Raw genomic sequence first — 12,791 nt, 5'->3', positions numbered from 1 at the left:
GGCACTCGCGCGTCCGGCCCCCTACCTCCCGGGGGCGCGTTCCTGGCCGGGGGCGGGCACGCGCGTGTCCGTACCGGGGATCTCCACGGTCGCCATGCCGTGGGGGACCGGGCAGCCCCGGGGGAAGGTCCCGATCCGGGACGGGTCGTGGCCGTGCGGGTAGCTGCGGATGTTGGGGCTCTGCGCGGGCATACGCGGCTCCTCGCGGGGCCGCATCCGGCGCACCGCCTTGGCGCGCAGCCGCAGGGCGGTGCGGGAGAGCGTTCGCCAGGCGCGGGAGGGCGCGGGATAGCCGAAGGCCTCGATCAGGTGGTCGTCCAGCAGCGCCCTGGTGAACGGCCGGATCAGTGGGCGCTGCCAGGCGGGGTAGAAGGTGGTCATGAGGTCGAGGGTGGCGTCGGAGACCGCCCGGCCGCCGTCGGTGTAGGCGAAGTGCTCGCGCTCGTAGGAGTCGAAGAGCTCGCGGAACCCGGCGTAGGTCTCGGGGACGTCCTTGATGCCCATGTGCCGGCCGAGCTTGCGGTAGTAGTTCGTCTGCGCGGCGATCTCGTGGTCCGACAGGCGCCGCCACCCGTAGCCGAGGTCGTTGAGCCAGCGGACGGGCATGACGACGAAGGTGCTGAGGACGTAGCGGTAGTCGTCGTTGCCGATCCCGTAGGAGCGGTGCATCTGGTTCATGCGGCGCAGTGCGTCACGGCCCCGGCCCGGGCCGAACCCGTGCTCCAGGATGTCGCTCAGGATCAGCGCGGTGTCGTCGTAGCGGTACTGGGTGCGGGCGGTGAACTCCTTGGTCCGGGCCAGGAGCTCACCGATGCTGGGCACCGCGTAGGTGCGGTACAGGGCCAGCCCCAGCGCCTGTTCGATGTCCCAGGGGAACTCGTGGCCGCTCAGAATGCGGACGATCCGCTCGCAGTCGTGCTCGGCGTCCAGTGCGTGGATCCGCTCATACCACTCGAACCGTTTCACGACCTACTCCAGCCACTCCGGGACCGTGCGGGCAGACTCGGGGCCGGGCGCGGTCGGCCCTGTCGGTGCGCCACCTTCCCACCAGAACTTTACCTGGATGGTCCTTGTGCGAACAGGGACGCCGGGCCGGCCCCGAGACCGTGCGCCGGTGTCAGGCCGCCACGTTGCTCACCACGTGGTTGATCAGGCAGAGCAGGACCGCCTTGGAGGACTCCCGTTCGCGTGCGTCGCCGATGACGACCGGGACCGACGGGTCCAGGCTCAGCGCCGAGCGCACCTCCTCCTGTTCGTAGCGGTGGGAGCCCTCGAAGTGGTTCACCGCCACCACGAAAGGGAGTCCCCGCCGCTCGAAGAAGTCCACCGCCGCGAAACAGGTTTCCAGGCGGCGGGTGTCGGCGATGACGATCGCCCCCAGGGCGCCCTCCGACAGCTCCTCCCACATGAACCAGAAGCGATCCTGTCCGGGGGTGCCGAACAGGTACAGCACGAGTTGCGGGTTGATGGTGATGCGGCCGAAGTCCAGCGCCACGGTCGTGGTGGACTTGGCCTCCACTCCCGACAGGTCGTCGACTCCCCTGCTGGCCTCGGTCATCAACTCCTCGGTGCTGAGCGGGTTGATCTCGCTGACCGAACCGACCATCGTGGTCTTGCCCGCTCCGAAACCGCCCGCGATGAGGATCTTCAGCGCGGACGGGACCGGTTCCTGGGTGGGGTCAGAGTTTCTGGATGCCATCGAGTACCGCCTGGAGGACGTCCCGGTTCACCGGGCTCTTGGACGTGTAGGGGGCGCGTGCCAGGGCCAGGCCGCGGTTGAGGAGGTCGCTGAGCAGGGCCTTGACGACACCGACCGGGATGTCCAGGTGCGCGGACACCTCGGCCACCGACTGGGGGCGGCGGCACAGATCAAGGATGCGGAGCTGTTCCGGTTCGAGGGCCATCTCGTCCACCTCGACACGCTTCGCCGCGATGACGACGCTGATCATGTCCAACTGGACGGTGTCCGAGCGGCCGCGGCCCTGCGCGATCACGTACGGGCGGACCAGGGGCTCCTCGGAGGCCCCATCGGGGCCGTACTCGCTGTGTTCTTGCATGAACGTCCCCTACCGTGCGGCTTCACCGGACGCGTCCGCCTGCCTGGGCGCGGCTTCCATGTACCGGCCGACTTGTTCGACCAGCACGTTCATCTCGTAGGCGATGAGGCCGACGTCCGCGCTCTCCTCAGCGATGACGGCCAGCCGGGCGCCCCGGCCCGCACCCGTGACGAACAGGTAGGCCTGCTCCATCTCCACGATGCTCTGGAGGACCTGGCCGCCGCCGAAGCGCTGGCTGGTGCCCCGGGCCAGGCTCTGGAAGGCGGAGGCCACCGCCGCCAGGTGTTCTCCGTCCTCCTCCGCCAGGTCCTGCGAGCGGCCGATCAGCAGACCGTCGGCCGACAGCACGATCGCGCTGCGCGATCCGACCGCCCGGTCGAGCAGCTCGTCCAGGAGCCAGTCGATGTTCTTCTTGTCCGCGCCACTGCCGTTGTCGAGTTCTGCGCTGTCAGGAGTGCTCGTCACGTTAGGCGTCCTTGTCGGTGTCGTGGATCTGCTGTCTGCCGTCGCGCCGTCCGCGGTCCGTTCCCTTCTGGAACGCGGACATGTTCCGGCGCAGGCGTGCCAGCCGCTCCGCGCCGTCGGGGGAGCCGTTCGAGGGGTCGGCGGCACCGGCACTCCCGGCGGGTTCGGTTCGCCCCGCTCCGGAGGGGGCCGCGGCCAACTGCGGGGCCAGGTTCTCCTGCGGACGCCGTTTGGGTAGCGAAGGCCGTTCGTCCGGGGTCTCAGCGGAGGGGACGTGGTCCGTTGCCGCGGCCCCACCGGGTCTGCGGCTCGGCAGTGCGGGGCGGTCGTCGTGCGGGGCGGGGCCCTCCACCGGCTCCGGCGCGGCGGTGATCGTCGCCTCGGTGGGCGTCGGCGCCTCGTCCTCCGACTCTTCGGAGACGGGGGTGGCGACCGGTGCCAGGGCCGGCTTCGCACCGTTGCCGGGGCCCGAGGCGAGGCCGGGGACACCGTGTTCGGTGAGCTCGCGCACCTGCCAGGTGTCCCTCCGGAGGTCCCCGGTCTCACCGGAAGGCGTCCCGGTCTCCGTGATCAGGCCCTGGGGCAGCAGCACGATCGCCTGCACGCCCCCATAGGGGGAGGAACGCAGGTGCACCTTGATGTCGTGGCGGTGCGCCAGGTGCGAGACCACGAACAGGCCCAGGCGCATCTTCTCGTTCAGTCGCATGACGTCGAACTCGGGCGGGTCCGTCAGCAGCGCGTTCGCGTCGGCGAGTTCACCGCCGGTCATTCCCAGACCGCGGTCCTCGATCTCGATCGTCGCGCCGTGGGGGACCTCCTCGCTGCTGATCCGCACCTGGGTGTGGGGCGGGGAGAACATCGCCGCGTTGTCGATCAGCTCGGCGACCAGGTGGATCACGTCGGCGACGGCGGGCCCGTGCAGGTTGACCCGGGCGATGCGCTCGCGCTTGACACGCGTGTAGTCACCGGACTCCGAGATCGCGCCGCGCAGCACGTCGATCAGCGGCATCGGCCGGTGCCAGGTGCGGCCGGGAGCCTCGCCGCCCAGGATGAGGAGGTTCTCCGCGTTGCGCCGGGAGCGGGTGGCCAGGTGGTCGAGCTTGAACAGCTGGGCCAACTGCTCCGGGTCCTCCTGCTCGCGCTCCATCGCGTCCAGCAGGCGCAGTTGGCGGTGGACCAGCGTCTGGCTGCGGTGCGCGATGTTGAGGAACACGCGGTTGACGCCGTGGCGCAGCTCGGTCTGCTGTACCGCCTCCTCCACGGCGGCGCGCTGCGCGGTGTTGAACGCCTTGGCGACGTCACCGATCTCGTCGTCGTCGGTGGTCAGTTCCGGCAGGGACGACCGCGTGTCCACGCGTTCGCCCTGGTGCACGCGGCGCATGAGGTCGGGCAGCCGGTTCTCGGCCAGGTCCCGGGAGTCGTCGCGCAGGCGCAGCAGACGTGTGGTCAGCCCCTCGGAGCCCCGTCGGGCCAGGAGGAACGCCGCACCGACCACGGCCGCGACACCGAGGCTCGTGCCGATCGCGGCGAAGACCTTCGACCAGGCCTCGTCACCGGTGAGCTGGGCCGAGTGCAGGGCCTCGTCGGTGCCGATCCCGATCAGCTCCGTGAGCGTGTGCTCGTAGGGGGCGGCCCAGGCCTCGTGTTCGATCGGCATGGACAGGTCTTCGACGACCTCCTGCTCGAAGGTGGTCGGGTTCGTCTCGATCGCGGTGGGGGGCACCCGGTCGATGACCGTCCGCTGCATCTGGAGCAGTTGTGTGTACTCGGGGCCGTTGACGAGGGCCTCATAGCGCTCCTGCTGCCCCTCGCCCTCCAGATACTGGGCGTTGGACTCCATGAGGTGCTCGTAGGAGCCGACCAGTTGCGTGAACTCCCGCTGGTCCTCGCGGCTGAGCTCCCCGGTAGCGAAGGCGTAGGAGAGCAGGGTGTCGGTGCGCGCGAACAGGTCGATGGCGCGGAACATGTAGGTGGCGGTGAACCCCGGGTTGACGGAGGCGGCCTCGCTGACCAGGCGGGCCTGCGTGTCGAAGACGTCCGTGCCGGTGGTCATCAGGGCGTCGTAGTACTCCAGCGCCTCGTCGTGGGTGGCCGTACCGGAGTCGACCGAGGAGCGGATGCCGTCGATCTCCTCGTACTGTTCGTACAGGGTCTCGATCCTCTGCGCGGACAGGCCCGGTGAGACGTCGGTGATGCCTACGAGGTCCTCGATGGTCACCCCCAGGGTGGCGTCGGACTCCTCGCGCGACTCCGTGAGCCGCTCCTTCAGTTCGGGGTTTTGGGGGTCCTCGATGTAGGCGATGGTGGCGGAGCGTTCGTGCATCACGTTCACCATGCCCTCGGCGGCCGGGACGATCATGTTGTCGACCGCCTGGGCCCGCAGGAGCTGGTAGATGCCGTCCCACGCCATGGAGAACGTGATGACCAGCCAGATCGCTATCAGGGCGGAGGTGGGGATCATGACCAGGGAACGGATGCGGGCGGCGATCGTCCGCTCGCGTCGCTTCTGTACTGCTTGCACGGTTCTCCTGTCGGTCCGCGTCGAATCTGGGGGCCTCGAGGCGGAGCGTTTCCCCAGGCCGGTGCGGCGGTGGTCCGTGGTGGGGGAGCACCGCACAGACCTGGTCTTTGGTTGCGCTCTGTCGCCGAAGGCGGTGTGGAGCCTGCTGAGGAGCGACCACAGGGTGCCTTTTCACGTCGAAGGGCGGTGTGGGGGACCGCCTGTCGAGGGGGGTGGGTTCGAGGCAGGGGAGGGCTGCGGCGCTGATCAGCCGTTACACCGGTGCTGCGTCTCTTTGTCTCCGCGGATTTCTGTGACGAAGGGTGGCTTGTGTTAAAGGCTTGACTTGTGGGTCAAACCAGGACATCAGTGCTATGGGACGTTATCAGGGGATAAGGGCGTTTGGAACTCCATAGAACACTGGTCAGGGAATATGTACGCAGAGGACAGGGTCACCACCACGCCAGGTAACCGAGCAGCAGTCCAATGGCCATAAGGAGAAGGCCGAGCGAACCGAACAGTCCGCGGACCCAGTGGCTCAGCCACGGCGCTGAGACGATCCGGGCGATCTCCGGAAGGTTCGGATCGTAGGAGACGGTGACGATCTCTCCGGCCCGTGAGGCCGTCCAACCGGTGTTCTCGTGCTCGGCGTGCACCACCTCGCCCTCCTCGGTGCGGAACTGCACGATCATCCGGGAGGCGGACGAGGTCTCGTGGTAACCGATCACCCGTCCCTTGGCCCGCACGCCGTGCCGCGCCAGGCGCAGGTCCAGGCGGGTGTTGCGGGTCACCGTCCAGAGTGTGATCAGTCCCGCGACGACGGGGAGCAGGGGGTACAGGTCGGCCATCGCGGAGCCCTCTCTGCGCTTGTGTCGGCCGGGACACGCCCGTGGCACGCACACAACAATGCACGATCACGGGACTTGTGCAACCACTCTGGCCGGGTTCGGGCGCGGTTTCCGCGTTCTGGCCGGTGAGGCGTGCACGGTTGGATGTGAGAGGAACACGGAACGCGAGGACGGAGGCGGATATGCCGGAGATCGCCGCACGGGTCGAACAGGTTCTGGACGACGCGGAGCTGTGGCCCCGTGATCCGAGCGAGGCCGTCGCGCTGCAACGGCGCATGGCGGACCGGGTGCGTGAGGAGCCGCTGGACGCGGACGCGGTGCGCCTGGTCGCCGGACTGGACGTCAGCTACGCCAAGGACGACTCACTGCTCTCGGCCGCCGCCGTCGTCCTGGACGCACGGACACGGGAGGTGGTCGACTCGGCCGTCATCTCCGCCGCACCGGAGTTCCCCTACGTCCCGGGGCTGTTCTCCTTCCGCGAGCTCCCCCCGGTGCTGAGGGCCCTGGCACAGCTCACGGCCATCCCCGACGTGTACCTGTGCGACGGCTTCGGACTGGCCCACCCCCGGCGGTTCGGTGTCGCCTCCCACCTGGGGGTGCTGCTCGACCTGCCGGTCGTGGGATCGGCCAAGTCGGTCCTGTACGGCAAACACAGCGTCCCGGGACTGGAGCGGGGGGCGTGGACGCCCATGGTCGCCGGACGCTCGGAGACGGTGCCCGACTCGGCGGCCCTCGCCGAGCAGGGCGCGGAGGTCGTCGGGCGCGTTCTGCGCACCCGGGCTGGCGTCAAGCCCGTCTACGTCTCGGCCGGGCACAGGGTGGACCTGCCCGGGGCGGCCGACCTGGTGCTGCGCCTGTCACCGAAGTACCGGATCCCCGAGCCGGTCCGCCACGCCGACCGGTTGTGCGGCGAACACCGCAAGGCGCTGTCCGCCGCACCCCCCTCTACCAGTTGGTCGGAACCGGACGCCCCTCCTGATAGCCGGCGGCGCTCTGCACACCCACGACGGCGCGCTCGCGGAACTCGGTGAGCGAGGCGGCGCCCGCGTAGGTCATGGAGCTGCGCACACCGGCGACGATCTGGTCGATGAGGTCCTCGACGCCCGGACGCTCGGGGTCGAGGTACATCCGGCCGGTGGAGATGCCCTCCTCGAACAGGGCCTTGCGGGCCCGGTCGAACGGGGAGTCGTCGGCGGTGCGGAGTCTGACCGCGCGCGCCGACGCCATGCCGAAGCTCTCCTTGTACTGCGCGCCCTCGGCGTCGCGCATGACGTCGCCGGGCGACTCGTAGGTGCCCGCGAACCAGGAGCCCACCATGACGTTGGAGGCGCCCGCCGCCAAAGCGAGGGCGACGTCGCGCGGGTGGCGCACTCCGCCGTCCGCCCACACGTGCCCGCCGAGTTCGCGGGCGGCGTCGGCGCACTCCAGGACGGCGGAGAACTGCGGGCGGCCCACTGCGGTCATCATGCGGGTGGTGCACATCGCACCGGGTCCCACACCGACCTTGACGATGTCGGCGCCCGCCTCGATGAGGTCCCGGGTGCCCCGGGCGGTGACGACGTTCCCGGCGACGACCGGGACGCCGGGCTCCAGCGCGCGCACCTTGGCGATCGCCGAGAGCATCTTCTCCTGGTGGCCGTGCGCGGTGTCGACCACCAGCGCGTCGGCCCCTGCCGACACCAGTTCGGCGGCCTTGCCCGCCACGTCGCCGTTGATACCCACGGCGGCGGCCACCCGCAGTCGGCCGCCGGCGTCCACCGCGGGCGTGTACAGCGTGGAGCGCAGCGCGCCGGTCCGGGTCAGGACGCCCACCAGCGCGCCCTCTTCGTCGACCACCGGCGCGAGCCGGTGCCGGGCGTCGTGCAGGACCCCGAACGCCTCCCGGGGCTCGGTGCCCGAGGCGATGGTCAGCACCTCGGTGGTCATGACCTCGCGCAGTTGGGAGAAGCGGTCGACGCCGGAGCAGTCGGCCTCGGTGACCACGCCGAGGGGCCGGCGGGCCCCGTCGACCACGACGACCGCGTTGTGCGCCCGCTTGGGCAGCAGGTTGAGCGCCTCACCGACCGTGCTCGACGGGTTCAGGGTGATGGCCGTGTCGTAGACCAGGTGCCGCTCCTTGGTCCAGGAGACGACGTCGGCGACCACTTCGAGTGGGATGTCCTGCGGGATGACCGTGATGCCGCCGCGCCTGGCGACCGTCTCGGCCATCCGCCGCCCGGCCACCGCGGTCATGTTCGCCACGACCAGCGGGATGGTGGTTCCTGTGCCGTCCGGGGACGACAGGTCCACACTCAGCCGGGAGCCGACGTCGCTGCGGCCCGGGACCATGAACACATCGCTGTAGGTGAGGTCCTGCTGGGGAGCCTGGTCGTTGAGAAAACGCAAGTGTCTACCTCGGTCGAGACCGAAGGGGGTGGCCCACTCCGCCGCTCGCGCGTACGGCACCCTGTTGATCCCCCTCTTACCAGTCGATTATGCAGCGGAAGGGCCGGTGGCACCAAAGCCGTCTGGGATGATGGGCCGGTTCACCGCTGCCATACCCCCGCTCGGACGGTACGCCCCCCGGCACTTCGGCCGGGCCGGGACGGGCCCGTTGGGAAGTAGAAGTAAACCGCATGTCCAGATTCACACTCGACCACGTCAAAGAGACCTATAAAACCAGGGACGCCTGGTGGACGGTCTTCCTCGTCGATCCCCTGGCCGGACGCCTGGTCGTCTGGGCCGCGAACCGGACCTCGCTCACCCCGAACCAGCTCACCCTGGGCGCCGGTCTCCTCGGATTGTTCTCAGCGGTCTGCTTCGCGGCCCCGGTGTGGGCCGGCGCGGCGGGTTGGGCCTGGCTCCTGGCCGGTGCCCTGCTGTTCCACCTGAGCTTCGTCCTGGACTGCATGGACGGCAAGATCGCCCGCCTCAAGGGCACCGGTTCGATCTTCGGTGCCTGGGTCGACTTCGTCTTCGACCGCATCCGCTTCTTCGGCTGTGTGATGGCGCTGCTGGTCGGCCAGTGGGCGGCCACGGGCAGCACCGCCTACCTGATCGCCGCGCCGGTCGTGGTCTTCTTCGACTTGCTGCGCTATCTCAACGCCTCACAGGTCGCCAAGACCCGTCGGGCCCTGAAGCGTGCCCTGGCGGAGATGGCCGGGGAGCCCGAGCCGGTCCGTGCCGGCACCGAAGACGATCCGGAGGGGGAGGGGGCCGAGGAGGCCCCGGGGGATCCCGCTCCCGCTCCACGGGGCCTGTACGCGAGGGTTCGTGCGTCCCTCCTGCGGCACCGGGTGCGCCCTCACCTGTTCAGCGGTATCGAGTTCGAGATGTTCCTGTGCATCGTCGCCCCCGCGTCCGCGCTGGTCTCCCTGGCCACCCCCCTGGACAGCCTGATCCTTCCGATCGCGGTCCTCTCGTGCGCGGCCCTGGGCTTCTTCGAGGCGGTCCTGGTCGGGCGGCTGTGGGGGGAGTCCCGCCGGGTCCAGGCGCTTCTGCGGTCCGGGGACGGCCGCTGAGCACAGCCCGGTGACCGTCCACCCGTTCCCGGGGCCCGCGGGCCCCGGGAGGGCCTCAGCCGGTGCCCGCGCCGGATCCGGCCTTGCCACGGCGCAGCGGGGAGTCCTCGGGCAGGAACCATGTCGGCTGCGGTTCGACCGCCCACCGCATGCACCGTCGCATCCACGGGGCGCACAGCAGCAGGGTGACGGCCGCCGCGAGCGCGATGTTGACCGCCGCTCCCACGGCGCCCCCCGTGAGGTCGTACCAGGGCGTGGTCTTGAGGACCCTGTAGAAGACGGCGTGTCCCAGGTACACGTACAGCGTGTAGGCACCCAGGGCCGTCATCCAGGTACGGCGCTTGGGGGTGAGGGCGAGGACGGCCACCGTCATCGCCAGGGCCAGGGCCATGAACGCGAGCCTGATGCCGATGCTGGGCGCCAGAGGGTCGATGTCGCGGTCGGTGAGGCTGTTCCGCCAGAACAGCCACTCCCGGCTCAGGTCGCCGGACATCGGCACGGCGAGGACGGCGGTCCCCACCAGTACCGCGGCCGAGCAGACGCGCACCCAGGTGCGGTCCAGGAGCGCGAAGTGCTCCCGGCGCAGGCACAGGCCCAGGACGAAGAACGGCAGGAGGCTGAGCACGCGGCCCAGCGACAGGGTCGAGCCGAGGTCGGCCGTGGCGGCGAACAACGAGACGGCCACGGAGACGGCCACGGGCCACCGCAGCCGCTTCCAGACGGGAACGCTGAGCCGCCACAGGAAGAGGGCGACCAGGAACCACAGCGTCCAGGTCGGTTTGAGGACCGACAGGGAGTCGGGGAGGCCGCCGCGTGCCGCGCCGGAGATCACCTGGTGGATCGTCCAGAAGACGAGGTAGGGGACCGCCAGGGACAGGAACAGCCTCTCCACGCGTTTGGACGAGCCGTCGAAGGACCGTGAGAGGTACCCGCTGATCACGATGAACGCGGGCATGTGGAAGAGGTAGATCCAGAAGTACAGAGCCCGGGTCGGTTCGTAGGAGCCGGTCAGGGGTTCGATCCCGTGGCCGAGGACCACCAGGGCGATGAGAAGGAACTTGGCGTTGTCCAGTCGCGCGTCCCGGTCGGGCGCGGGCGTCGGAGCGGAGGCATGAGAGGAGGACGCGCACCGCTCTTCCCCCGGGCGGCCGTGTTGCGGACTGGTCGTGGATGAGGCCACGTACGGACTCCGAATGCGTGATGTGTGGGACGGGTCCACGGCTCTGCCGCCGCACGCGGAAGCGGTGGCGGACGGGTGGGGCCGTGACGGAATCGGGGTCGGCCTGCGGTGCGCCGTGGGCGGATGCGTCGCGGGTTGGTGCGGCGCGGGACCTCGGGCGCGGGAACCCACGGGCGGGAGGCATCCGGGCGTTGCGGATCGCGTGGAGCGCGAGGGGGAGACCCGGATGTTCACGACCCCTTCCAATGGGCGTTACCTTACTGAGACGTACGGCGATATGCCAACGGGTGACGCCGTATCGCGCGGGATTTCGTGCCCGATCGCCGTGTACGGCCGACCCGGGGCGGTGCCGCCGGCCGACACGTTGGTGTGAGCCGGTCACGGCTGCGCAGATAGGGTGATCCCTGGCAGGTGCCCGCGGGGCAGCGCCGACCAGGTCCGGAACGAAGAAGGCGGTGGAAACCGTGCCGCACGCGGTGGATCCCAACCGTGCCGCTCAGCACGGAAGTGTGGTGATGCGACTCCTCGACGAGCTGTTCCCGCTCGTGGAGGGGTTCTACGTCGACCTGCACAAGAACCCCGAGCTGTCCCACGCCGAGCACCGCACCGCCAGCGGCGTCGCCGAGTGGCTGAACCGTACCGGCTACGAGGTCCACACGGGTGTCGGCGGCACCGGGGTGGTCGGACTCCTGCGCAACGGGCCCGGGCCGACCGTGATGCTGCGCGCCGACATGGACGCCCTCCCCCTGGCCGAGCGGACCGGGCTGCCCTACGCCAGCACGGCACGCGAGGTCGGCGACGACGGTGCCGAGGTCCCCGTCATGCACGCCTGCGGGCACGACGCGCACACGGCCTGCCTGGTGGGCGCGGCCGACCTGCTCTCTGAGACCCGCGAGGAGTGGTCCGGCACCGTCATGGTCGTCGCCCAGCCGGGCGAGGAGACCACCGACGGCGCCAAGCGGATGCTCGACGACGGCTTGTTCGAGCGCTTCGGCCGCCCTGACGTCATCCTCGCCCAGAACCTGGGGCCGCAGCCCGCCGGACTGATCTCGCACCGCTCCGGTGTCGTCATGGGCGCCACCCGCTCCTACCGGGTGCGCGTGTTCGGCGAGGGCGGCCACGCGGCCATGCCGCACACCGCGATCGACCCCGTGCTCATCGCGGCCCACATCGTGACCCGCCTCCAGGGCGTGGTCGCCCGCGAGATCAGCCCGGGCGAGATGGCGGTGCTCACGGTCGGCAGGATCCGCGCCGGGGCCAGGGCCAACGTCATCCCGGACGAGGCCTACCTGGAGATCAACACCAGAGCGATCAACGAGGGCGTCATCGCCCAGTTGGAGGAGGCCCTCGGCCGGATGGTGCGCGCCGAGGCCGCTGCCTCCGGCGCCACCCGCGAGCCCGTGGTCGAGGCCTTCCGGGGCGTGGGCATCACCCGCAACGACCCCGAGAGCACCGAGGCGGTCTCCGCCGCCCACCTCGCCTACTTCGGCGAGGACTACGTCATCCACCTGCCCGACCCCTCGCCGGGCAGCGAGGACATCGGCCTGTTCGGCCTGCCGGACGACCCCCAGCCGATCCCCTACGTACTGTGGTTCGTCGGCGCCACCCCGCACGACGTGTGGGAGGCGGCCCCCGGCTCCACCCCCTACGAGAAGATGGCGAACGTGCCCAGCCCGCACTCGCCGTTCTTCGCCCCCGCGCGCGAGCCCACCCTGCGCGCGGGGCTCGCGGCGATCACCGTGGCAGCGCTGTCCTACCTGGGCAGTGACAAGCCGGCCTCCTTCGGAGGGACGGACGCGCGCTCCCACGAACTGCTCGCCTCGGACACGCCCGACCCCCTCTCCCCGAGCGCTGCCGAGGGTCTGGCACCGACGGGCGGAGCAGTCCCCGGACCTCCCCCGGCGGAGTCCCCGGGGCGCTTCCCCGACTCGGCCCCCTCACGGCCGGACGGCGGATCCTACGAGAGCGACGCCTACGACAGCGCGTTCCTGTCCTCGTGGTCGGACCCCGCCCCGGAGGACCGTCCCGGCGGTGCCTGGGACGAGGAGTGGCCCTCGGAGAGGAAGGCGGACGGCGAGGAGGCCACACTCTCCGCGGACCTGTCCCCCTACCTCGACGACGACCTGCCGCTGGGGCCGCCGCCTCCGCAGGAGCCCCCGTCCGGACCGGCCTTCTCCGGGCCGCCCCCGGAGAGCGGCTCGGACGAGGACCGGCCCGGCCCGGGGCACGGTCGCTGACCGC

Annotated in this window: 11 protein-coding genes; 3 read left to right on the top strand and 8 right to left on the bottom strand. The window is 70.4% G+C overall.

What is annotated here, in order from left to right; genetic code table 11:
- Positions 1-21 precede the first annotated feature (21 nt).
- The 6 genes from B042_RS21675 to B042_RS0102150 all read right to left on the bottom strand — a co-directional run bounded on the left by B042_RS21675 (position 22) and on the right by B042_RS0102150 (position 5,870).
- Complete coding sequence (locus B042_RS21675) at positions 22-966, bottom strand: oxygenase MpaB family protein (protein WP_051415409.1); 945 nt, start codon at positions 964-966, stop codon at positions 22-24.
- Positions 967-1,117: 151 nt separating this feature from the next.
- Positions 1,118-1,699 (bottom strand): ATP/GTP-binding protein, encoded by a 582-nt coding sequence (locus B042_RS0102170; protein WP_028646852.1) that lies wholly within the window; start codon positions 1,697-1,699, stop codon positions 1,118-1,120.
- A complete protein-coding gene (locus tag B042_RS0102165) occupies positions 1,680-2,057 on the bottom strand; it encodes a DUF742 domain-containing protein (RefSeq protein ID WP_028646851.1) in 378 nt (125 codons plus the stop codon). Before B042_RS0102165 ends, B042_RS0102170 begins: the two co-directional genes overlap by 20 nt.
- Positions 2,058-2,066: 9 nt before the next feature.
- Positions 2,067-2,522, bottom strand: coding sequence for a roadblock/LC7 domain-containing protein (locus B042_RS0102160; protein WP_028646850.1), 456 nt, complete (start codon positions 2,520-2,522; stop codon positions 2,067-2,069).
- Between the two features lies 1 nt (position 2,523).
- The gene (locus tag B042_RS0102155; RefSeq protein WP_028646849.1) at positions 2,524-5,043 is read right to left on the bottom strand and encodes a nitrate- and nitrite sensing domain-containing protein; all 2,520 of its coding nucleotides are present in this window, start codon (positions 5,041-5,043) and stop codon (positions 2,524-2,526) included.
- Between the two features lie 431 nt (positions 5,044-5,474).
- On the bottom strand, positions 5,475-5,870 hold the full coding sequence (locus B042_RS0102150) for a DUF3592 domain-containing protein (protein ID WP_028646848.1): 396 nt from the start codon (positions 5,868-5,870) through the stop codon (positions 5,475-5,477).
- Positions 5,871-6,052: 182 nt separating this feature from the next.
- Here B042_RS0102150 and B042_RS21670 point away from each other — a divergent pair, with 182 nt between their 5' ends.
- Entirely contained in the window at positions 6,053-6,901 is an 849-nt protein-coding gene (locus B042_RS21670) for an endonuclease V (protein WP_051415408.1), read from the top strand.
- On the opposite strand, the gene B042_RS0102140 is transcribed toward B042_RS21670, so the two are convergent.
- Positions 6,816-8,255 carry a GuaB1 family IMP dehydrogenase-related protein gene (locus tag B042_RS0102140; RefSeq protein WP_028646847.1) on the bottom strand — a complete coding sequence of 480 codons (1,440 nt, stop codon included), beginning with the start codon at positions 8,253-8,255 and terminating at the stop codon, positions 6,816-6,818. The genes B042_RS21670 and B042_RS0102140 overlap by 86 nt on opposite strands.
- A gap of 230 nt (positions 8,256-8,485) precedes the next feature.
- On the opposite strand from B042_RS0102140, the gene B042_RS0102135 reads away from it, so the two are divergent.
- Positions 8,486-9,370 (top strand): CDP-alcohol phosphatidyltransferase family protein, encoded by an 885-nt coding sequence (locus B042_RS0102135; protein ID WP_028646846.1) that lies wholly within the window; start codon positions 8,486-8,488, stop codon positions 9,368-9,370.
- Positions 9,371-9,425: 55 nt separating this feature from the next.
- Here the strand turns inward: B042_RS0102135 and B042_RS21665 are convergent, their stop codons facing one another.
- The gene (locus B042_RS21665) at positions 9,426-10,550 is read right to left on the bottom strand and encodes an acyltransferase family protein (protein ID WP_051415407.1); all 1,125 of its coding nucleotides are present in this window, start codon (positions 10,548-10,550) and stop codon (positions 9,426-9,428) included.
- Positions 10,551-11,005: 455 nt separating this feature from the next.
- On the opposite strand from B042_RS21665, the gene B042_RS0102125 reads away from it, so the two are divergent.
- On the top strand, positions 11,006-12,787 hold the full coding sequence (locus B042_RS0102125; RefSeq protein ID WP_028646845.1) for an amidohydrolase: 1,782 nt from the start codon (positions 11,006-11,008) through the stop codon (positions 12,785-12,787).
- Positions 12,788-12,791 lie beyond the last annotated feature (4 nt).

This window comes from Nocardiopsis sp. CNT312, from assembly GCF_000515115.1.
Classification (GTDB): domain Bacteria; phylum Actinomycetota; class Actinomycetes; order Streptosporangiales; family Streptosporangiaceae; genus Nocardiopsis.
The sequence above is the reverse complement of the archived record's forward strand: the minus strand, read 5'-3'. Positions and strand labels throughout refer to the sequence as shown.

What these genes read in the sequence shown, in the direction of transcription:
- B042_RS0102170 (WP_028646852.1), bottom strand. Translation starts at nt 1,699, where the DNA reads ATGGCATCCAGAAACTCTGACCCCACCCAGGAACCGGTCCCGTCCGCG.
- B042_RS0102165 (WP_028646851.1), bottom strand. Translation starts at nt 2,057, where the DNA reads ATGCAAGAACACAGCGAGTACGGCCCCGATGGGGCCTCCGAGGAGCCC.
- B042_RS0102150 (WP_028646848.1), bottom strand. Translation starts at nt 5,870, where the DNA reads ATGGCCGACCTGTACCCCCTGCTCCCCGTCGTCGCGGGACTGATCACA.
- B042_RS21670 (WP_051415408.1), top strand. Translation starts at nt 6,053, where the DNA reads ATGCCGGAGATCGCCGCACGGGTCGAACAGGTTCTGGACGACGCGGAG.
- B042_RS0102135 (WP_028646846.1), top strand. Translation starts at nt 8,486, where the DNA reads ATGTCCAGATTCACACTCGACCACGTCAAAGAGACCTATAAAACCAGG.